We start from the raw sequence: 18,957 nt of genomic DNA on the forward strand, positions 1-18,957 counted from the left end.
GTTGGGAGGATAGTGGTCGGGGAGACAGGATTCGAACCTGCGACATCCTGCTCCCAAAGCAGGCGCGCTACCGGGCTGCGCTACTCCCCGACTACTGCCCCGCGCCTTAGACAGCGCGGGGCCGCAAGTCTATATGCTGCTTGTCGCGGGACCCTTGAGTTCGATCAGATTTCCCTCGGGATCGCGGAAATAGAGCGACGGGCCTTCACCCTCTGCGCCGTATCGGGGTCCCGATTGCTCGATCGCGACGCCGTGGTGATCGAGGTGTGCGCGGATCGCGGCTTCGTCGAACGGGTCGATGGCGAGCGCGAAATGGTCGACGTTGCGCCCCTCGGCCCCCGGTGCGGTGCCGCCGGCCGCGCCGAGCGGGCCGTCGATCGTCACAAGGTCGATCAGCGAATGGCCGGCGCGAAGCTGGAATAACCCGATTTCCGCCTGTTCGCGCTCGTTGCTGCAGCCAAGGATCTCCTGGTAAAAGGCGCGCATGCGGTCGAGGTTTGTGACCCGCAAGACGATATGATCGAGCCCCTTCAGCGAAAAGGGCGGGTTGGCGATCGGCATCAGTGCAGTCCTTGCAAAAATCGGGATGATGCAATGACGCTCCATCCCCTAGACGGGTTTCATGTCCGCCGCGTAGGCATAAAAAAAGACGGCCTTCCCGAAGGAAGACCGCCCTTTTTTTGTTTCAGTCAACGCCCCGAAGGGCTGCGACTTACTTCTTTTCTTCAGCCGGAGCAGCAGCGGCCGGAGCAGCAGCGGCGTCAGCCGGAGCAGCGGTGGCAGCAGCAGCGTCAGCAGCCGGAGCAGCAGCTTCTGCACCAGCAGCAGCAGCGTCGGCACCAGCGGCAGCGGCTTCAGCGCCAGCAGCAGCGGCGTCGGCGCCTTCTTCAGCAACCGCTTCAGCGGCCGGAGCTTCGGTGGTGGCTTCTTCAGCAGCCTTTTCACCGCAAGCGGCGAGGGCGAACATGCTGGCAGCAACGGCGATAGCAGCAAACTTCTTCATGATGTGTGGGCTCCCTAAAATGCCTTAACGCGTCCGGGAAAACTTCCCGTACCGCGAGCCGCGGGATTTAGCCGTTCCGCATGAATCGTCAACAAAAATAATTGAGATGGTCGGCGGCGGCGGGATTCTGTCATTTCTCCGTCACACTAGGGAAGCTCGTCGTTCGAGCTGTTCGCCAGAATCGCCAGAGTCGCGGCCCAAACCGTCACATTTTGCCGCAATTGCACGGGGTCGATCTTGTCGAGCGTGTCGTCCGGCGTGTGGTGGAGGTCGAAATAACGCGTGCCATCCTGGGCCAGATCGATCGCCGGAACCCCGGCCTGCACGAGCGCGCCGATATCGGCCCCACCGTTCGCCGGCAGCTTGCCGCGGACGACCCCGAACGGCATCACCGCGGCGGCGATCCGGTCCGAAAGCCCCTTGGCGCTGTCGGGCAGCTTGAAGTCGACCCGCCATACGCGGTCGGCGCCGAAATCGGATTCAAGAGCGACGGCATGCTTCTCTTTCCCATGCGCATCGAAATAGGCCTTGCCGCCGAATACGCCGACCTCTTCGGCGCCCGCCCACAATATGCGGATCGTGCGGCGCGGCTGGCCGGCCGCCATGACGTGCTTCGTGGCGGCGGTGATGATCCCGCAGCCCGCGGCATCGTCGATCGCTCCCGTACCGAGGTCCCAGCTGTCGAGGTGGCAGGCGATGATGATCGGACTCGCACTGGGGTCGCTGCCCGGCACTTCGGCGATGACATTGCCCGACTTGCGGGTGCCCAGGTTCTGCGGGGTCAGGATGAGTTTCATCTTGAGTAGTGGGGTTGTGCTGGTGCGCACCGGCTGCGGGCGCCGCCACTGCCGGACAAGCTGATCGGCATCGGGGTTCGAGATCGCGCCCGCCGGGATCGGCTTCACTCCGGCGTCGAAATTGGTGATGCCGGTGTGCGGGTTCCGGTGGTTGTCGGTGCCGATCGAGCGGATCACGATCGCGATCGCGCCCTTCTTCGCTGCGACATTGGGTCCGGTGAACCGGCCGCGCCCATAATAGCCATAGCCGCTTCCATCCTGCGTCGGCTTCATGTCGTGGTCGATGAAGACGATCTTGCCCCTCACCGCCGCGTCGGGCGCCGCGGCGAGCGCGTCGAAGCTCTCGAAATAGGCGATTTCGCCCTCGATCCCCTTTGGTCCGGTCGAGGCGCTGTTCCCGAGCGCGGTGATCGCGAGCTTCTGCGGCACGAGGCTGCTGGTCAGCCAGGCCTCTTCGGCGCCGCGTACCCACACGGGCATGTCGAACGCTTCCTCGCGGACATGAGCGAAGCCCATTGCCTGCAGCCGCTGCACGGCCCAGCGGCGCGCGACGGCTTCGGCGTCGGTCCCGGCCATGCGCGGACCGACGTCGGTCGTCAGGTCGCGGGTGATCGCCCATGCGGGATCCTCGCCTTGCTGCGCCAGTTCAGCGGCGCTCTGAGCCGGTTGGGCGGAAGCAGCGGAGGAAAGGAGAAGGGCGGCGATCCCGGCTAAGCGGGTGGAGCTATGGGGGATTTTCATGCCGCTTTCGTAACGGCGCGCCCCGCGCGCGCAAGCGCCGATTGCCAACCGCGCGCCCATTCGCTAACCGGCGCGCAACTCAAACTCTCCCCGGCCGCGCCCGCGGCCCAGCCCATACCGGAGCATATCCATGGCCGCCCAATATAGTTTCGTGATGAAGGGTCTGACCAAGACCTATCCCGGCGCGCAAAAGCCGACACTGAACAACCTCAGCCTGCAATTCTATCCCGATGCCAAGATCGGCATCGTCGGCCCGAACGGCACGGGTAAGTCGACGCTGATGAAGATCATGGCGGGCATGGACACCGAGTTCACCGGCGAAGCATGGCCGGGCGAAGGGATCACCGTCGGCTATCTGGCGCAGGAGCCCGAGCTCGACCCGACCAAGACGGTCAAGGAAAATGTCATGGACGGCGTCCGCCCGGTTGCCGACATGATGGAGCGTTTCAACGAGATCAGCACACTGATGGCCGATCCGCCCGCCGACGCCGATTTCGACGCGCTCATGGAGGAAATGGGTACGCTCCAGGAAAAGATCGACGCGGTCGATGGCTGGACGCTCGACAACCAGCTCGAAATCGCGATGGAAGCGCTCCGCTGCCCGCCGGGCGACTGGAGCGTCGAGAATCTGTCGGGCGGCGAACGCCGCCGCATCGCGCTGACCCGCCTGCTGCTCGAGAAGCCTTCGATCCTGCTGCTCGACGAACCGACCAACCACCTCGACGCCGAAAGCGTCGCCTGGCTCGAAAAGCATCTCGTCGACTATCCGGGCAACGTCATCCTCGTCACCCACGATCGCTACTTCCTCGACAATGTCGTGAACTGGATCCTCGAACTCGATCGTGGCCGCTATTTCGTCTACGAAGGCAATTATTCGACCTATCTCGAAAAGAAGGGCAAGCGCCTCGAACAGGAAGCGCGCGAGGACGCCGGCCGCCAGAAGGCGATCAAGGACGAACTCGAGTGGATCCGCCAGTCGCCGAAAGCCCGTCAGGCCAAATCGAAGGCGCGTATCAAGAGCTTCGACCAGCTCATCGAAGCGCAGGAAAAGCGCATTCCCGGCAAGGCGCAGATCGTCATCCAGGTCCCCGAACGCCTCGGCGGCAAGGTCATCGAGGTCGAGGGCATCTCGAAAGCTTATGGCGACAAATTGCTCTTCGAAGACCTGTCCTTCACGCTCCCGCCCGGCGGCATCGTTGGGGTCATCGGCCCGAACGGCGCGGGTAAATCGACTTTGTTCAAGCTGATTACCGGGCAGGAAACCGCCGACAGCGGCAGCGTCGCGATCGGCGACACGGTGCGCCTCGGCTATGTCGACCAGAGCCGCGACGCGCTCGATCCCAACAAGAATGTCTGGGAAGAAATCTCGGGCGGCTCCGAGATGATGAACATCGGCAAGCACGAGATGCAGACGCGGGCCTATGTCGGCGCGTTCAACTTCAAGGGCGTCGATCAGCAGAAAAAGGTCGGCCAGCTCTCGGGCGGTGAACGCAACCGCGTCCATATGGCCAAGATGCTGAAACAGGGCGGCAACGTGCTGCTGCTCGACGAACCGACCAACGATCTCGACACCGAAACGCTCGCGGCGCTCGAAGAAGCGCTCGAGAATTTCGCCGGCTGCGCCGTGGTCATCAGCCACGACCGCTTCTTCCTCGATCGCCTCGCGACGCACATCCTCGCGTTCGAGGGCGACAGCCATGTCGAATGGTTCGAAGGCAATTTCGAAGCCTATGAAGAGGACAAGATTCGCCGCCTCGGTGACGATGCGACGCGCCCGCACGCGACGTCGTACAAGAAACTGACGCGCTGACCGGCATGACCGGCATGACCGGGGAAGGACAGTCGCCAATATCGTCGAGCGCAATCCGTTTGGATGCGGACGCGCTCAACGCCTTCATGGCGGAAGCCTTCCCCCATTCGGCCCCGGGGTCGCGCGGTCATGTGGTTTCGGCGTCACCCGGGCATATCCAGGCACGGCTTGACCCGAATGAAAATGCGCTGCGTCCCGGCGGGCTGATCTCCGGCCCGACGCAGATGGGGTTCGCCGACATGGCGGCCTATGCGCTCGTCCTCGCCCATATCGGCCCGGTCGCGATGGCGGTGACGAGCGCGCTCAACTACCAATTCCTGCGCCCGTGCCGCCCGGGACCGCTGTTCGCCGACGCGCATATGCTGCGCCTTGGCAAGCGGCTCGCGGTGATGGATGTGCGGATATGGACCGACGACGCCGACAAGCCGGTCGGGCAGGCGAATGTAACCTACGCGATTCCCTGACGGGATTGCCGATCGTCCGTTGTCGGTCAGTTGCTGCCGCTAGAGATGCTGCCGCTAGAGATGTGTGCCCCGGCGAAAGCCGGAGTCCAGAAGCCTGGCGCAAACCTAGCATTTTTTGCACTGGGCCCCGGCTTTCGCCGGGGCGCACAAAAGGAAGTTCCCGCCCTATAGCAGACCCGTCGCAGCTCAAAACACAGCTTTCCTACATTGTGTCGCTGTGCCAGCATCCCTGCTGGCTCTTTGAACCGTCAGAATTCCGCTCTTTCGCCTAAAGCGACAAAGGACACAATTCCGATGCGCGCATGCGGGGCTTTTGTGGCTTTAAGCCTCAATATTCCAGCGACGGATACCAGTCGGTCCCGCGGCCCGAGGGCGTGAGGTCGAGGATGTTCCACAGGCTCGCAATGTCGGGCGCGTCGCGCGGGTCCTGGCCCGGATCGGCCATCTCGCTCGTCATCTCGCTTCGCCAGAACAGCCGCACGTCGTTGCCGCGCTTCTTGAACACCGCGAGCGCAGGATTTTCGCTGCCGTCGGCGTTCAGCAGCCGGAAGTCGCGAGCGTAGTCATCGCCAACCAGTTGCAGGAAATCGAGCGCCTGCCATCCGCGTTCGAGCGCAAACGCCTTTTGCCGCTCGACCGGGCTGCGGCCGAAGATCTTGAACGCGACGCGCTGTTTCAGGTCGTTGGCGTTGCCGTCGACCGAGCCCAGCCAGTTCGTGCACATCGGACAAGGACGCTCGCGCTCGGGGCCGTACATCCAGAAATAGGCGACCAGCGTATCATGCGCGCCGAACAACTCGGCTAGCCCCAGTTCGGCGCCGTTGGCGTCCTTGAACCGGTAATCCTTCATCAGCGGCCCCGGCGGCAGCTGACGCCGCTGTTCCGCGATCCGCGTCATCTTGCGCCGCAGGTCGATTTCTTCGGCCAACAGCGATTTTCGGGCCTTGGTGTAGGATTCGTCTTCGCCGGGAAAAGCACGTCTACGGGAAGCAAGCGCCGGCGCAGCCGACAGGGTTTGGCGAAGGGCCATCAAGTTCTCCTTTTTTGGGAGAACGTGCCGTTAACGCCATTGTTGCAGCGGGATTTCACGGTTGCCCGCAGCCCTGCGTCGGTTCGTCGCGCGCGGTCGCGTCAGGCGGTCGCGGCCTCCCACAGCATCAGCTTGGTCGCGTGGACATTCTCTCGCGCGCTTTTGGCGTCGAGCCGGGTCAGTTTCACGTCGCCCTTGAGCGCGCCCATTTCGATCATCGCGTGGATTACCACGACGCCGCCCGCGCCGATATCGATCTCGAACTCGGCGGGCCGCGCGAGGCTCGCCTTTGCGGTCGCGACGTGGAGATGATGCTTGCCGGAATCGATATCGGCCATCAGCATCTGGCCCGATTTGATCTGGCCGCTGGTCGTGCCGTCGAGCGTGACGTTCATGCCCTGGAGCGCGGCGACGAAGCCGCGGCGACAGACATAGATGCGCGCTTTGCCTTCAGGGGGTTCCATCCTCCGGGCATCGGCGACAAGGCTCTCGTCGGCCTTCACCGCGCGCTTGTTGCTCGACAGCGCCCAAACGATAACGCCGATGAACAGGATAAGCAGGATGGGCGCGACGATCATCATCGTCTCGTCGCCGATCGCTTCAAAGACTGGCGGGCCGATGAAGGCGCCGAAAACGGCCGCGATCGCAATGATCGTCAGCCACATGGCATTTTTGCCGCTCATCCCACTCTCCCTCTCAGGCGGGAGAAAATTCTCCCGATGTTTCGTCCATCACGTGCAGTACGCCGTCGCTGATCGCGAAAAAGGCGCCGCGCAGCTTCAGCGTGCCGCGATTTTCCTTTTCCTGGATACAGGGGAAAGTCCTGAGATTCGCTATGCTCACGCGCACAGCTTCCATCTCCATGGCGCGGCCCGCATCGCGATTATCGAAATCGGGATATTGCGCGCGAATCTCTTCGCTCGCCTCGTCGAGCATCGCGATCCAGTCGGCGATGAAGCCGCCGCGGCCTGGCTCGGCGCCCGCCATCGAACGGTGCAGTGCGGCGTGGCAGCCGCCGCACATGCCGTGACCCATCACGACGATTTCCTCGACCTTCAGAAACTGGACCGCGAATTCGAGCGCGGCGGAGACGCCGTGACGTCCGGGTGTCGTTTCGAACGGCGGCACCAGCGCCGCGACATTGCGAACGACGAAGATTTCGCCCGGATTGGTGTCGAAAATCTGCGACGGTTCGGATCGGCTGTCCGAACAGGCGATCACCATCACCTTGGGCGATTGGCCCTCGGCAAGTTCGTTCCAGCGTTCGCGCTGTTGCTGCCAACCGCCGTTACGGAAACGACGGTAGCCATCGATCATATCTGCAAAGTGAGTCATGCGTCGCCCTTAGCATAGGTAGAGAGGTTGAGAAGAGGCGCGTGCGCGACTATGTGGGCGAAATGAACGCTCCCGCATCGCCCGCCACCACGCCCAGTCAGCGCCAGCGCAAGCCCGACTGGATCCGCGTCAAAGCCCCGACCAGCCCGGGCTACGCCGAAACGCGCAAGCTGATGCGCGAGCTCAACCTCAACACGGTGTGCGAAGAAGCCGCGTGCCCGAACATCGGCGAATGCTGGACGAAAAAGCATGCGACGGTGATGATCCTCGGCGACACCTGCACGCGCGCCTGCGCTTTCTGCAACGTTAAGACCGGCATGCCGCGCCCTGTCGACCTGCTCGAGCCCGAGCATACCGCGATCGCCGCGGCGAAGATGGGGCTCAGCCACATCGTCATCACCTCGGTCGACCGCGACGACTTGCCCGACGGCGGCGCGAGCCAGTTCGTGAAGGTCATCAACGCGCTGCGCCGCGAAACGCCGCAGACGACGATCGAGATCCTGACGCCCGACTTTCGCAACAAGCCCGAAAGCGCGGTTGCCGCGATCGTCGATGCGCGCCCCGACGTCTATAACCATAATCTCGAAACCGTCCCGCGACTCTATCCGACGATCCGCCCCGGCGCGCGCTATTATGCCTCGCTCCGCCTGCTCGAAAGCGTGAAGCGCCGCGATCCGTCGATCTTCACCAAGTCGGGCGTGATGCTCGGCCTCGGCGAGGAGCGGATGGAGGTGCATCAGGTGATGGACGACATGCGCAGCGCCGACATCGATTTCATGACGATGGGCCAATATCTCCAGCCGACCCCGAAGCATGCGAAGGTGATCGACTTCGTGACCCCGCAGGCGTTTGACGCCTATGCGCAGATCGCGCGCGCCAAAGGCTTCCTGCAGGTCGCTTCGTCGCCGCTGACGCGTTCGAGCTATCACGCCGGCGACGATTTCGAACGCATGCGCGCCGCCCGCGAAGCGCAGCTGGCGCGCGTCAAGGCCGGCTGATCGGTCTTTGCCAAGGCACCACGAAACCCGCGTCCTGCCGTACAGCGACGAGCAGATGTTCGCGCTCGTCACCGATATTGCGCGCTATCCCGAGTTCCTGCCGTGGGTCATCGCGCTGCGCATCCGCAGCGACAGCGAGCATGAGGCGGTCGCCGACATGATCGTCGGTTTCAAGGGACTGCGCGAAAGCTTTTCGTGCCGCGTTCACAAGCAGCGGCCGGGCGAGGTTTGCGTGAGCTATATCGACGGGCCGATGAAGCATCTCAACAATGAATGGCATTTCCAGCCCGCCGAGGGCGGGGGCTGTCGCGTCGATTTCCTCGTCGATTTCTCGTTCCGCAGCCGGATGTTCGAGGCGCTCGCCGGGCAAATGTTCGACAAGGCGCTGCGCAAGATGATCGCGGCGTTCGAAGCGCGCGCCGACGAACTTTACGGCGTTGTGGCCTGACTCAAAACCGGCCGTTGCCGAATCAGCGCCAGCGACGTAAGACAAAATCAGCATCAAGAGTTGGGGCGACGCCCAACGCCAACCTGCCGATCCGGGCAAGGTGGCACTCCGCAAGGAGGATGTGGCCGGGCCGGCAACTAAAGCGGATCAAGCCACCAAGCGTCGAACCCGAAACAGGAAACGACGCACCGTGCCCATAACGATACCCGATCAACTCCCTGCTCGACATACTCTCGAAGCCGAGGGCGTCATGGTGATGGGTGAAGCCGACGCCGTACGCCAGGACATCAGGCCGCTGCGGATCGGCTTGCTGAACCTCATGCCGAACAAGATCGACACCGAAACCCAGCTAGCCCGGCTGCTTGGGGCAACTCCGCTTCAAATCGAATTGACGCTGGTGCGGATGACGGATCATGTTTCGCGCAACACGCCGGCCGATCACATGGCGGCCTTCTATCGGCCGTGGAGCGACGTCAGCGCCGAGCGATTCGACGGCTTCATCATCACGGGCGCACCGGTCGAGCGGCTACCTTATGAGGATGTTCGCTATTGGCCCGAACTGCGGTCGATCCTTGATTGGACCCAGACGCATGTCCATCGCTGCTTCACGATCTGCTGGGCTGCTCAAGCCGCCCTTTTTCACTTTCACGGCGTTCCAAAGCGCGACCTGTCGCGCAAAGCTTTCGGCGTGTTCAGGCACCAAAATCTGGCCCCCACGTCGCCTTATCTAAGGGGTTTTCCGGACACATTCGATGTACCCGTCTCGCGCTGGACAGAGGTTTGCCCGTCCGCTTTGGTCGGCGCCAAAGGGCTGCATGTTCTTGCAGGCAGTGTCGAAGTCGGCGCCGGCCTTGTCGACGACCGCGCCAACGGAATGCTGCACATGTTCAACCATCTTGAATATGATACCGGCACGCTTGCCTCCGAGTACAACCGCGACGGCGCCACGCATTTACCGAAAAGCTATTTTCCTGCCGACGATCCTGAGCGGCCCCCGCAGAACCGGTGGCGCGGCCATGCTCACTTGCTGTTCGCGAACTGGATCAACGAAATTTATCAAACAACGCCATTTGATTTCACGGATAGCGTGAACGCGAAAACTCCGAAGCCGAAGGCGCCGCTCCTGCGCCCTCAAGCCGGCAGGGTGATATCTTCCGACGGCCGCAGTTCGTCCTTGCCGGGCTGAAGCAGGTCGAGCGCGAACAGCGTAGCGGCATGGCGGATCGCGGCGCGATCGGTCGATTCGAATTGCACCCGCTGGGTAAAATAATCGTCGGGATCCTGCCCGCGCAGTGCGCGTGCAAACACGACCTGACCCACCGGCTTCTTCTCCGACCCGCCCCCGGGTCCGGCGATTCCGGTGATCGCGACCGCGACATCGGCGTCGCTGTTGGCCAGCGCGCCCGCCGCCATCGCCCACGCGGTCGCGAGCGAGACTTCGCCAAAGGTTTCCAGGATCTCGCTGCTGACGTCGAGCTGGCTCTGCTTGGCATGGCCCGAATAGGTGACGAAGCCCGCGCTGAACACGTCCGAGCTTCCGGCAATATCGGTCAGCGCGACCGATACCATGCCGCCCGTGCAGCTTTCGGCCACGGCGACTTTCCGCCCCGCGACGCGGTTGTTCGCAAGGACGGTTGCGGCAAGGTCGTCGCGCGCGGTAAGGCGCGTTTCAGCATCGGACAGCACGAGTTCAATTCTCCGGAAGTTGCAGGGTCGCGACGGCCTGGGCCGCGATCCCCTCGCGGCGGCCGGTGAAGCCCAGCCGCTCTGTCGTAGTCGCCTTGACACTAACCCGTTCGAGCGGAATCGCAAGGATTTCGGCAATCCGTGCCCGCATCGCGGCGCGGTGCGGGCCGATCTTCGGCGCTTCGGCGATGATCGTCAGGTCGACATGGTCGATGCGCCCGCAGCGTGCGGTCACACGCTCGGCGGCAAAGCCAAGGAAGCGGTGCGACGCCGCGCCGCGCCATTGCGGGTCGCTCGGCGGGAAATGATCGCCGATATCGCCGTCGCCGAGCGCGCCGAGGATCGCATCGGTCAGTGCATGAAGCGCGACGTCGGCATCACTATGGCCTTCAAGTCCATGACTATAGGCGATTTCTATTCCCCCGATCCACAGCGGCTTGCCCGCCACAAGGCGGTGGACGTCATATCCCATACCGACGGCAGTGCGCGTCATTCGATCGATCCCCAGCAAGCCGTTCAGGATCGCCATATCCTCGGCATATGTCAGTTTATGGAGGCGGGCGTCGCCGGGCACCGTAGCGACCGGCACGCCGAGCCGCCGGACGAGTTGCGCGTCGTCCGTCGCGGCCGCCTCGACGGCTTCGGCATGCGCGCGGCGCAATGTGCCAAGATGGAACGCTTGCGGCGTCTGGACGCGCGCCAGCGCGCTGCGGTCGACAACATCACCGGCAAGATGGGCGGCTTGTTCGACCAGCGTGTCGGGAACCGGAAGCGTCGGGATCGCCGCTTCGGCATCGTACATCGCCGCGAGCAGGCGATCGATCACCTCGGCGGTCACGCCGGGCCGCGCGGCGTCATGGACGAGCACGAACGCATCATCGCCCCAATCGGCCAGCATCGCGATCGCATTCGCGACCGATTGCTGTCTTTCGGCGCCCGGATCGGCAGAAATCCATCCCTTCGGCAGGCTGGCGATTGCTGCCGTGACGTCATCGTTGGCCACCAATACGCCGCCGTTGATCGCGGGATGCGCGGCAAAAGCGTCGAGGCTCCAGCGCAGCACCGGCTTGAGCCCAAGCGGCGCAAGCTGTTTCGGCAGCTCGAAGCCCGCGCGCGTTCCCTGGCCGCCGGCGAGCAGCACGACCGCGACAGGCGGCAAGAGGGAAGGGGCGGACTCGGTCATCTCGCGCGCCGTTAGCGTAGCCGCGGCTTGCGGGAAAGCTGCTTAACGTGTAGGGGCGCTGCTTATTTTTTAGGCAATTTGACGAAAGCATCCCGCCATGGCGCCGCTGCGGCCCATTCAGATCGGCAACATTACCATCGCGGATCCCGTGATCCTCGCGCCGATGACGGGCGTCACCGACCTGCCGTTCCGTAAGCTCGTCCGCTATTATGGCTCGGGACTCAACGTCACCGAGATGATCGCGAGCCAGGCTGCGATCCGCGAGACGCGCCAGTCGATCCAGAAGGCGGCGTGGGATCCGGTCGAAGAGCCGGTGTCGATGCAGCTTGTCGGCTGCACGCCTTATGAGATGGGCGAAGCGGCCAGGCTCAACGAAGATCGCGGTGCGTCGATCATCGACATCAACATGGGCTGCCCGGTACGCAAGGTCACCAACGGCGATGCGGGCTCGGCGCTGATGCGCGACCTGAAACTCGCGGCGGCGCTGATCGAATCCTGCGTGAAGGCTGTCTCGGTGCCGGTGACGGTCAAAATGCGCATGGGCTGGTGCCATGACAGCCTGAACGCGCCCGAACTCGCGCATATCGCAGAGGATCTGGGCGCAAAGCTTGTCACCGTCCACGGCCGCACCCGCAACCAGATGTATCGTGGCGAGGCCGACTGGGGCTTTGTCCGCAGCGTCAAGGATGCGGTGTCGATCCCCGTTATCGTCAACGGCGACATCTGCTCGGCCGAGGATGCGCGTACCGCGCTGGCGCAAAGCGGCGCCGATGGTGTGATGATCGGCCGCGGTGCTTATGGCCGTCCTTGGCTGCTCGGACAGGTCATGGCGGCGCTGCGCGGCGAAACCAATCGGCCCGATCCCGGCATCGACGAGCAATATGACGTAATTACATCGCATTACCGCGCGATGATCGACCATTATGGCGAAGTGACCGGCGTCAATATGGCGCGCAAGCATCTCGGCTGGTACGTCAAGAGCCTCCACGGCTCGGCCGAGTTCCGCAACAAGGTCAACCGGATCCCCGACAGCAAGGGCGTGCTCGACGCGCTCGAAGCCTTCTACGGCCCGCATCTGACCAAGGCGGCGGCGTGAGCGCGCTCACGTCGAGCATCCCGAATTTCGACCACGACGAGCTGATCCAGTCGCACCCCGTTCCGACGCTGTTGATCGACGGCGGCGGGGTGGTGCTGTTCGTCAATGCTGCCGCCGAGCAGCTCTGCAACGTCAGTCGCTCGGCGATGGTTGGCCGTGTCATCTATGACGTCATCGAGATGGATCGCAGCTATCGCCAGCGGATGAGCGACGCCTCGACGTCGGCGCTCTTCGCGCATCGCACTGAGATTTCGGCGGCCGGTCGCCGGTCCTTTTTCGTCGATATGCAGATGGTGCCCTATGGCCAGAGCGGCCACCGTATCCTCGCGCTCGTGCCGTCGCAGAGCGACGCCGAGTTGATGGGCGGCGCGATCGGGCGTTCGGGCCGCGCGGCGGGCGCGGCGGCTTCGATGCTGGCGCACGAGATCAAGAACCCGCTCGCGGGCATCAAGGGTGCCGCGCAGCTCCTCGCGCGCAAGACCGACGCTGGGGGCGAGCGCTTCACGACGCTGATCTGCGCCGAGGTCGACCGGATCGCGACGCTGATCGACCAGATGGAGCATTTCTCGCGCGGGCAACCGATCGCGTGCGGCCCGATCAACCTCTATCAGCCGATCCATCAGGCGATGGAAACTGCGCGTGCGCGGCAGTTCGCTGGCGTCCGCTTTGCCGAGGATTTCGATCCGTCGCTGCCGTTGGTGCACGGGAACCATGACGCCATGGTGCAGATATTGCTCAACCTGCTCACCAATGGGTGCGAGGCATTGGGCGGGCGCGACGATGGCGTGGTGCGGCTGACGACCGCCTATCGTCACGGCCTGTCGATCGACAATGGCGATGGACGCGGCCGCATCGCACTGCCGATCGAGGTCAGCGTCAGCGACAATGGTCCGGGCGTCCCCGCCGACATCCGCGGCGATCTGTTCGATCCCTTCGTAACGACGAAGCGCGAGGGAAGGGGGCTCGGCCTTGCGCTCGTTGCGAAGCTCGCGCGCGATATGGGCGGCACCGTCCAGCATATCCGCGACGGCGAATGGACCCGCTTCCGCGTCCACCTGCCCGTCGCGCAAAAAGGACGCCCGGTATGAGCAAGGCGAAGACGATCCTGCTGGTGGAGGACGACCCGACGATCGCGATGATCATCCGCGAAACGCTCGTCGGCGAATGCGGCCATTTTGCATCGGTAGCCAGCATCGCTGAACGCAATGCCTGGCTCGCCGACAACCGGCCCGACCTCGTCATTACCGATGTCGTCCTGCCCGACGGCGACGGCATCGATTCGCTGCGGGTCGATGCCCGTACGCCGGTGATCGTCCTGTCGGCGCAAAATACGCTCGACACCGCGGTGCGTGCAACCGGGATCGGCAGCTATGATTATCTGCCCAAGCCGTTCGATCTCGACGAACTGACCGCGAGCGTCCGAGCCGCGTTACAGAGAAAGGCGGAACCCGCGGCAAGGGACGCGGCGGCGCCGGCGGACAGCCATGGCCTCGTCGGCCGCGCCCCGGCGATGCAGGCGGTTTATCGCACGATCGCGCGGCTCGCCTCGAACGATCTGGCAGTGCTGATCCTCGGCGAATCGGGGACGGGCAAGGAGGTCGTGGCCCGCGCGATTCACGCGACCGGCCTGCGCCGGAGCGGACCTTTTGTGGCGATCAACATGGCAGCAATCCCGCGCGAACTGATCGAAGCCGAACTGTTCGGCCACGAAAAGGGCGCCTTCACCGGCGCGCACAGCCGCAATGCCGGTCGCTTCGAACAGGCTGCGGGCGGCACGCTCTTCCTCGACGAGATCGGCGACATGCCGCTCGAGGCGCAGACGCGCCTCCTCCGGGTTCTGCAAAGCAACGAATATTCGACCGTCGGCGGTAGCCAGGCGTTGCGCGCCGATGTGCGCGTCATCGCCGCGACGCATCGCGACATGCGCACCCTGGTCGCCGACGGCCGCTTCCGCGAGGATCTCTTTTACCGTCTTAACGTCATTCCCGTGACGCTGCCACCGCTCCGCGACCGGCGCAGCGACATCGCGGCGCTCGTCCGCCACTTTGTCGAGGCCGGGCGCGGTTCAGGGCTGCCCGATCGACAGTTCGCGCCCGCCGCGATGCAATGGCTCGAACGTTACGACTGGCCGGGCAATGTTCGCGAACTCGGCAACGTCGTCCAGCGGCTCGCTGTCCTGTCGCGCGATGTCGTCGTGACGGTGCGCGATGTCGAGACGGTGCTGCACGAAAGCGGCGAGGGCGGCGGCACGGTCGAGCCCGCCGCGCTGATCGCCCGCGCGGTCGATGATTGGGCGCGCGAGCAGATGGCGGATACGGCGAGCGACGGCGATATCCACGACCAGCTGGAGGCAATCGTCGAGACAGCACTTTTTCGTCGCGTCTTGCGCGACGTTCGCGGTAACCAACTGGAGGCGGCGCGCCGCCTTGGTATCAACCGTAACACGCTGCGCAAGCGCCTCGGTCAGCTCGATATCGATCCCGCTCAGCCTTGATTGGCAAAGACAAACCCGGAATCGGGGCAATTGGGCGACACTCGCGTAGATTGTGTGTTTTCTATGCAACAGGATTGTCGTAGCGTGGCAACAATGACGCAATCCCCCACTCTGGCTCTCGACATGGATTCGGACGGCCAGGAAGTGCGCTCGGGCTTCTGGCGCTTTGCCGCACCGGAATATTATACGCTCGCCATCATCATCAGCGTGGCCATCGCGACCTACATCTTCGTCACCGGCGATGCGCAGAGCGAGCGGTTGCTGACCCCCGCGCTGGTCGCGGCGATCATGGTCGTCAATCTCGTGCCGGCGATGGCGCTGATCGTGCTCATCGGCAGCCGCGTTGCGCGTGCGCGCGCCGTGCGATCGATGGCGGGCGGCAACGGCCGCCTTCATGTCCGGCTCGTCGCACTCTTTTCGTTGATCGCCGCGGCGCCGACGTTGCTCGTCGTGATCTTCGCCTCGTTGCTGTTCCAGTACGGCGTCGATTTCTGGTTTTCGGATCGCTCGCGCGGCATGTTCGAAAATGCCGCCAATCTTGCAGAGGGATATTATCAGGAAAACCAGCGCCAGGTCGGCGCGAACACCTATGCCATGGCGACCGATCTCGGCAAGCAATTGAGCCTCGTTCCGATCGATAGCCCGGCCTTCAGCAACTATTATCTGCAACAGGTTGTGGTGCGCAGCCTCAATGAATCGGCGATCATCGAAATCGGCAGGGATGGCGTCGCGCGCACGGCGACGGCGATCAACCCTGACGACCGGGCGGCCGAAACCCGTCTCGGTTCGGCGATGGTTGGCCGCCTCGACGCGGGCGAGGATGTCGTCGTTGTTCGTCAGCCCACGCGAATCGAAGCCGCGGCGCGGCTGCCCGGCACTGATCGCGCCTACGTCTATGCCTCACGCGACACCAACGTTCCGGGCTTCCAGCAGTCGGCCCGCGCGAGCGCGGTTCTGGCCGACTATAACAACCTGTTCGAACGCTCGCAGCAACTCCAGCTGCAATTCAATGGCGCGCTCTATCTTGGTTCATTGCTGCTTCTCGCGCTTGCCGTCATCGCGGCGATCGTGGTTGCGGATCGTATCGTTCGTCCCCTCGGCACATTGATCGGGGCGACGCGAACCGCTGCCGGCGGCGATCTGTCGGTCCGGGTTACCCCGCCGGCACGCGATGATGAAATCGCGGTGTTGACGCGCGCTTTCAATAGGATGACCGAGCAGTTGCAGGGCCAGACCGGCGCGCTCGTCAGCGTGAACGAGCAGCTCGAAGCCCGGCGCAGCTTTATCGAGGCGGTGCTGAGCGGCGTGTCGTCGGCGGTGGTCTCGGTCGATGCCGATCACCGCATCCTGCTCGCAAATGCCGCCGCCGAGCGCTTGATTTGCCAGTCGGCCGAATGCCTGACGGGGCAGCCCCTCGACGATGTCGCGCCCGAACTGGCGCGTCTGCTGATCAGCGACGAGCGCGAGGCGATTGTTCAACTCTCGCGAAAGGATGCCGAGCCCGCGACGCTTGCGGCGAAAGCCGTGGCGCAGGGCGATGGTTTTGTCCTGAGTTTCGAGGACATCACGCAGCAATTGCTCGATCAGCGCCGCGCCGCCTGGTCCGACGTGGCGCGGCGCATCGCGCACGAGATCAAGAACCCGCTCACCCCGATCCAGCTCGCAGCCGAACGGCTCCAACGGCGGTTTGGCGATAAGGTGGAGGGCGATAGTGCCACCTTCCGCAAGCTCACTGACACGGTGATCCGGCAGGTGCACGACATGCGGCGCATGGTCGACGAATTTTCGAGCTTTGCCCGGATGCCGAAACCAACCTTCGGGGTCGAGGATGTCCGCGATATCCTGCGCCAGACGGTGTTCCTGTTCGAAGTCGCAAAGCCCGACATCGCGTTCGCGGTCAAAACGCCCGCCGAGATCGAGCCGCTTGTCTGCGATCGTCGCCTGTTGTCGCAGGCCATGACGAATATTGTGAAAAATGCTGTCGAAGCGATTGAAGAAAAATACAAAAATTCAGACTCGATTGTCACCGGACATATTGCGGCCGAACTTTTTTCGGGCGCGGATGGCGAGATCATCATTCGCGTCTCCGACGACGGCATCGGGCTGCCCGAGGCGCGCGACGCTATTGCCGAGCCTTATATGACGACGCGCCAGGGCGGGACGGGCCTCGGGCTCGCAATCGTCAAGAAGATCGTCGAGCAACATTATGGCGAACTTGAATTTTCGGACAATCCGGCGGGGCAGGGGACGTGCGTCACCCTGACGCTCCACCCCGACCGGCTGAAGTCGTTGGCCGGCAAGGGCGGGGAAGCAAGCATGGGGCATAGTGAATCGGTTCCCGGACGCATCCGGAACCGGCAGGACAGAGAAGATCATGGCGCTTGATATTCTGATCGTCGACGACGAACGCGACATTTGCGACCTTGTCGCCGGCGTCATGGAAGACGAAGGTTATGAGGCGCGCACCGCGTCGGACAGCGACTCTGCGCTGGAAGCGATCCGCCAGCGGCGGCCGTCGCTCGCGCTGATCGACGTCTGGCTGCAAGGGTCGCGGCTCGATGGGCTGGGGCTGGTCGAGGCGATCAAGGCGTTCGATCCGACGCTGCCGATCATCGTCATTTCGGGTCATGGCGGGCTCGATACCGCGGTCGCGGCGATCCGCCGGGGCGCGTTCGATTTCATCGAAAAGCCGTTCGAAGCGTCGCGACTTCTTCACCTCGTCGCGCGCGCGACCGAGAGCGAGCGGCTGAAGTTCGAATATGAGCAATTGCGCGAGAAGGCAGGCCCGTCGGACGAACTGACCGGCACCAGCGCCGCGATCAACAATGTCCGCGCGACGCTGAAGCGCGTCGCGGGGACGGGAAGCCGGGTGTTGATCACGGGTGCGCCCGGCGTCGGCAAGGAGGTGGCCGCGCGTGTGCTGCACGGATGGAGTGGCAGGCATAACGCGCCGTTCCGCGTCATTTCATCGGCGCGGATGGATCCCGAGACGGTCGAAACCGAATTATTCGGGTCCGAAGCCGAGGATGGTTCGATCCGCGTCGGCCTGCTCGAACAGGCGCATGGCGGGACCCTGTTCCTCGATGAGGTCGCCGACATGCCGCTGACGACGCAGGGCAAGATCCTGCGCGTCCTCACCGATCAGAGCTTCGCGCGGGTGGGTGGCCGCACGATGATCCGCGTCGATGTGCGGATTATTTCGGGGTCGGCGCGCGATCTGATGACCGAAATCGCCGAAAGCCGCTTTCGCGAGGACCTCTATTACCGGCTGAACGTCGTGCCCGTCCACATCCCGCCGCTGCGCGAGCGGCGCGACGATATCGCCAGCCTCTGCGACCATTATATCCGTCGTTATGCCGCCGACCGCCGCGTCGCGCCGCCCGAAATCAGTTCCGAGGCGATGGCCGCGCTCCAGGCGCACGAGTGGCCAGGTAACGTCCGCGAACTGCGCAATGTGATCGAGCGCGTGATGATTTTGGCGCCCAGCGACCGGCTGGCGCGGATCGACGCCGATATGCTGCCGTCGGAGCTGGTGCGCGGCGGGACCGACATATTGCCTAATTCGGAATCGATCACCGCGATCCCGCTGAAGGAAGCGCGCGAGAATTTCGAGCGCGAATATCTGCGCATCCAGATCAACCGTTTTTCGGGCAATATTTCGCGCACCGCGACCTTTATCGGCATGGAGCGCTCGGCGCTGCACCGCAAACTGAAACTTTTGGGGCTTACCGAGAGTTCGGACGGCGAGGGATAGCGGCTTTGCGCTAGACCTTGCGCGTCCTTTGCCGCATATTGCATTGGCAAAGTAGGTCTTGAAAGCCGGAAAACCGGCACCGTACCCGCGGTTTTACCGCCAAAAACAGGAGGCAAAT

Annotated in this window: 18 protein-coding genes, 1 tRNA gene and 1 riboswitch; of the genes, 10 read left to right on the forward strand and 9 right to left on the reverse strand. The window is 63.7% G+C overall.

The genetic code is table 11. The features are described 5' to 3' along the window. Window positions 1-13: 13 nt before the first annotated feature. The 4 genes from V8J55_RS13750 to V8J55_RS13765 all read right to left on the reverse strand — a co-directional run bounded on the left by V8J55_RS13750 (window position 14) and on the right by V8J55_RS13765 (window position 2,541). A tRNA-Pro gene (locus V8J55_RS13750) sits at window positions 14-90 on the reverse strand. A gap of 39 nt (window positions 91-129) precedes the next feature. Further along, window positions 130-561 carry a VOC family protein gene (locus V8J55_RS13755; protein WP_336446192.1) on the reverse strand — a complete coding sequence of 144 codons (432 nt, stop codon included), beginning with the start codon at window positions 559-561 and terminating at the stop codon, window positions 130-132. 48 nt (window positions 562-609) lie between these two features. Continuing rightward, window positions 610-945 (reverse strand): hypothetical protein, encoded by a 336-nt coding sequence (locus V8J55_RS13760; RefSeq protein WP_336446193.1) that lies wholly within the window; start codon window positions 943-945, stop codon window positions 610-612. A 204-nt stretch (window positions 946-1,149) separates the two neighbouring features. Continuing rightward, window positions 1,150-2,541, reverse strand: a complete 1,392-nt coding sequence (locus V8J55_RS13765; RefSeq protein ID WP_336446194.1) for a M28 family peptidase — start codon at window positions 2,539-2,541, stop codon at window positions 1,150-1,152. 130 nt (window positions 2,542-2,671) lie between these two features. On the opposite strand from V8J55_RS13765, the gene ettA reads away from it, so the two are divergent. Together ettA and V8J55_RS13775 are read left to right on the forward strand one after the other, a co-directional pair. Continuing rightward, window positions 2,672-4,351 (forward strand): energy-dependent translational throttle protein EttA, encoded by a 1,680-nt coding sequence (gene ettA, locus V8J55_RS13770; RefSeq protein WP_336446195.1) that lies wholly within the window; start codon window positions 2,672-2,674, stop codon window positions 4,349-4,351. 14 nt (window positions 4,352-4,365) lie between these two features. After that, entirely contained in the window at window positions 4,366-4,815 is a 450-nt protein-coding gene (locus V8J55_RS13775) for a PaaI family thioesterase (protein WP_336446196.1), read from the forward strand. A 328-nt stretch (window positions 4,816-5,143) separates the two neighbouring features. Here V8J55_RS13775 and V8J55_RS13780 read toward each other — a convergent pair whose 3' ends face one another. The 3 genes from V8J55_RS13780 to V8J55_RS13790 all read right to left on the reverse strand — a co-directional run bounded on the left by V8J55_RS13780 (window position 5,144) and on the right by V8J55_RS13790 (window position 7,180). Further along, window positions 5,144-5,845, reverse strand: a complete 702-nt coding sequence (locus tag V8J55_RS13780; RefSeq protein ID WP_336446197.1) for a DUF899 family protein — start codon at window positions 5,843-5,845, stop codon at window positions 5,144-5,146. A 101-nt stretch (window positions 5,846-5,946) separates the two neighbouring features. Continuing rightward, a complete protein-coding gene (locus V8J55_RS13785) occupies window positions 5,947-6,528 on the reverse strand; it encodes a hypothetical protein (protein WP_336446198.1) in 582 nt (193 codons plus the stop codon). Between the two features lie 13 nt (window positions 6,529-6,541). Next, entirely contained in the window at window positions 6,542-7,180 is a 639-nt protein-coding gene (locus V8J55_RS13790; protein ID WP_037510889.1) for a carbonic anhydrase, read from the reverse strand. A 62-nt stretch (window positions 7,181-7,242) separates the two neighbouring features. Between V8J55_RS13790 and lipA the strand changes: the two genes are divergently transcribed. From lipA to V8J55_RS13805, 3 genes are all read left to right on the forward strand, one after another. Next, on the forward strand, window positions 7,243-8,178 hold the full coding sequence (gene lipA, locus V8J55_RS13795; protein ID WP_336446879.1) for a lipoyl synthase: 936 nt from the start codon (window positions 7,243-7,245) through the stop codon (window positions 8,176-8,178). A 7-nt stretch (window positions 8,179-8,185) separates the two neighbouring features. Further along, window positions 8,186-8,626, forward strand: a complete 441-nt coding sequence (locus tag V8J55_RS13800; protein WP_336446199.1) for a type II toxin-antitoxin system RatA family toxin — start codon at window positions 8,186-8,188, stop codon at window positions 8,624-8,626. A gap of 45 nt (window positions 8,627-8,671) precedes the next feature. Next, a riboswitch (SAM-I-IV-variant riboswitch) is annotated at window positions 8,672-8,777 on the forward strand. A gap of 39 nt (window positions 8,778-8,816) precedes the next feature. Next, window positions 8,817-9,812, forward strand: coding sequence for a homoserine O-succinyltransferase (locus tag V8J55_RS13805; protein ID WP_336446880.1), 996 nt, complete (start codon window positions 8,817-8,819; stop codon window positions 9,810-9,812). Here the strand turns inward: V8J55_RS13805 and V8J55_RS13810 are convergent. Continuing rightward, entirely contained in the window at window positions 9,758-10,312 is a 555-nt protein-coding gene (locus tag V8J55_RS13810) for a CinA family protein (RefSeq protein ID WP_336446200.1), read from the reverse strand. The genes V8J55_RS13805 and V8J55_RS13810 overlap by 55 nt on opposite strands. A 4-nt stretch (window positions 10,313-10,316) precedes the next feature. After that, window positions 10,317-11,495 carry a bifunctional 2-C-methyl-D-erythritol 4-phosphate cytidylyltransferase/2-C-methyl-D-erythritol 2,4-cyclodiphosphate synthase gene (locus V8J55_RS13815; RefSeq protein ID WP_336446201.1) on the reverse strand — a complete coding sequence of 393 codons (1,179 nt, stop codon included), beginning with the start codon at window positions 11,493-11,495 and terminating at the stop codon, window positions 10,317-10,319. 97 nt (window positions 11,496-11,592) lie between these two features. Here V8J55_RS13815 and dusB point away from each other — a divergent pair, with 97 nt between their 5' ends. The 5 genes from dusB to ntrX all read left to right on the forward strand — a co-directional run bounded on the left by dusB (window position 11,593) and on the right by ntrX (window position 18,839). Next, window positions 11,593-12,591, forward strand: coding sequence for a tRNA dihydrouridine synthase DusB (gene dusB, locus V8J55_RS13820; protein ID WP_336446202.1), 999 nt, complete (start codon window positions 11,593-11,595; stop codon window positions 12,589-12,591). Then, complete coding sequence (locus V8J55_RS13825) at window positions 12,588-13,679, forward strand: two-component system sensor histidine kinase NtrB (protein WP_336446204.1); 1,092 nt, start codon at window positions 12,588-12,590, stop codon at window positions 13,677-13,679. The genes dusB and V8J55_RS13825 overlap by 4 nt, the downstream gene beginning before the upstream one ends. Then, window positions 13,676-15,085: a sigma-54-dependent transcriptional regulator gene (locus V8J55_RS13830; RefSeq protein WP_336446205.1), complete on the forward strand. Its 1,410-nt coding sequence runs from the start codon at window positions 13,676-13,678 to the stop codon at window positions 15,083-15,085. The genes V8J55_RS13825 and V8J55_RS13830 overlap by 4 nt, the downstream gene beginning before the upstream one ends. A gap of 123 nt (window positions 15,086-15,208) precedes the next feature. Then, entirely contained in the window at window positions 15,209-17,470 is a 2,262-nt protein-coding gene (locus V8J55_RS13835) for a sensor histidine kinase (RefSeq protein ID WP_336446206.1), read from the forward strand. After that, the gene (gene ntrX / locus V8J55_RS13840) at window positions 17,460-18,839 is read left to right on the forward strand and encodes a nitrogen assimilation response regulator NtrX (protein ID WP_336446207.1); all 1,380 of its coding nucleotides are present in this window, start codon (window positions 17,460-17,462) and stop codon (window positions 18,837-18,839) included. The genes V8J55_RS13835 and ntrX overlap by 11 nt, the downstream gene beginning before the upstream one ends. Window positions 18,840-18,957: the final 118 nt, after the last annotated feature.

Origin of the sequence: Sphingopyxis sp. CCNWLW2 (genome assembly GCF_037095755.1) — a bacterium.
Classification (GTDB): Bacteria; Pseudomonadota; Alphaproteobacteria; order Sphingomonadales; family Sphingomonadaceae; genus Sphingopyxis.

Bases quoted from the DNA above. Each gene is read 5' to 3' on its own strand.
- V8J55_RS13755 (WP_336446192.1), bottom strand. From the start codon at position 561: ATGCCGATCGCCAACCCGCCCTTTTCGCTGAAGGGGCTCGATCATATC.
- V8J55_RS13765 (WP_336446194.1), bottom strand. From the start codon at position 2,541: ATGAAAATCCCCCATAGCTCCACCCGCTTAGCCGGGATCGCCGCCCTT.
- ettA (WP_336446195.1), top strand. From the start codon at position 2,672: ATGGCCGCCCAATATAGTTTCGTGATGAAGGGTCTGACCAAGACCTAT.
- V8J55_RS13775 (WP_336446196.1), top strand. From the start codon at position 4,366: ATGACCGGGGAAGGACAGTCGCCAATATCGTCGAGCGCAATCCGTTTG.
- V8J55_RS13780 (WP_336446197.1), bottom strand. From the start codon at position 5,845: ATGGCCCTTCGCCAAACCCTGTCGGCTGCGCCGGCGCTTGCTTCCCGT.
- V8J55_RS13785 (WP_336446198.1), bottom strand. From the start codon at position 6,528: ATGAGCGGCAAAAATGCCATGTGGCTGACGATCATTGCGATCGCGGCC.
- V8J55_RS13790 (WP_037510889.1), bottom strand. From the start codon at position 7,180: ATGACTCACTTTGCAGATATGATCGATGGCTACCGTCGTTTCCGTAAC.
- lipA (WP_336446879.1), top strand. From the start codon at position 7,243: ATGAACGCTCCCGCATCGCCCGCCACCACGCCCAGTCAGCGCCAGCGC.
- V8J55_RS13815 (WP_336446201.1), bottom strand. From the start codon at position 11,495: ATGACCGAGTCCGCCCCTTCCCTCTTGCCGCCTGTCGCGGTCGTGCTG.
- dusB (WP_336446202.1), top strand. From the start codon at position 11,593: ATGGCGCCGCTGCGGCCCATTCAGATCGGCAACATTACCATCGCGGAT.
- V8J55_RS13830 (WP_336446205.1), top strand. From the start codon at position 13,676: ATGAGCAAGGCGAAGACGATCCTGCTGGTGGAGGACGACCCGACGATC.
- V8J55_RS13835 (WP_336446206.1), top strand. From the start codon at position 15,209: ATGGATTCGGACGGCCAGGAAGTGCGCTCGGGCTTCTGGCGCTTTGCC.
- ntrX (WP_336446207.1), top strand. From the start codon at position 17,460: ATGGCGCTTGATATTCTGATCGTCGACGACGAACGCGACATTTGCGAC.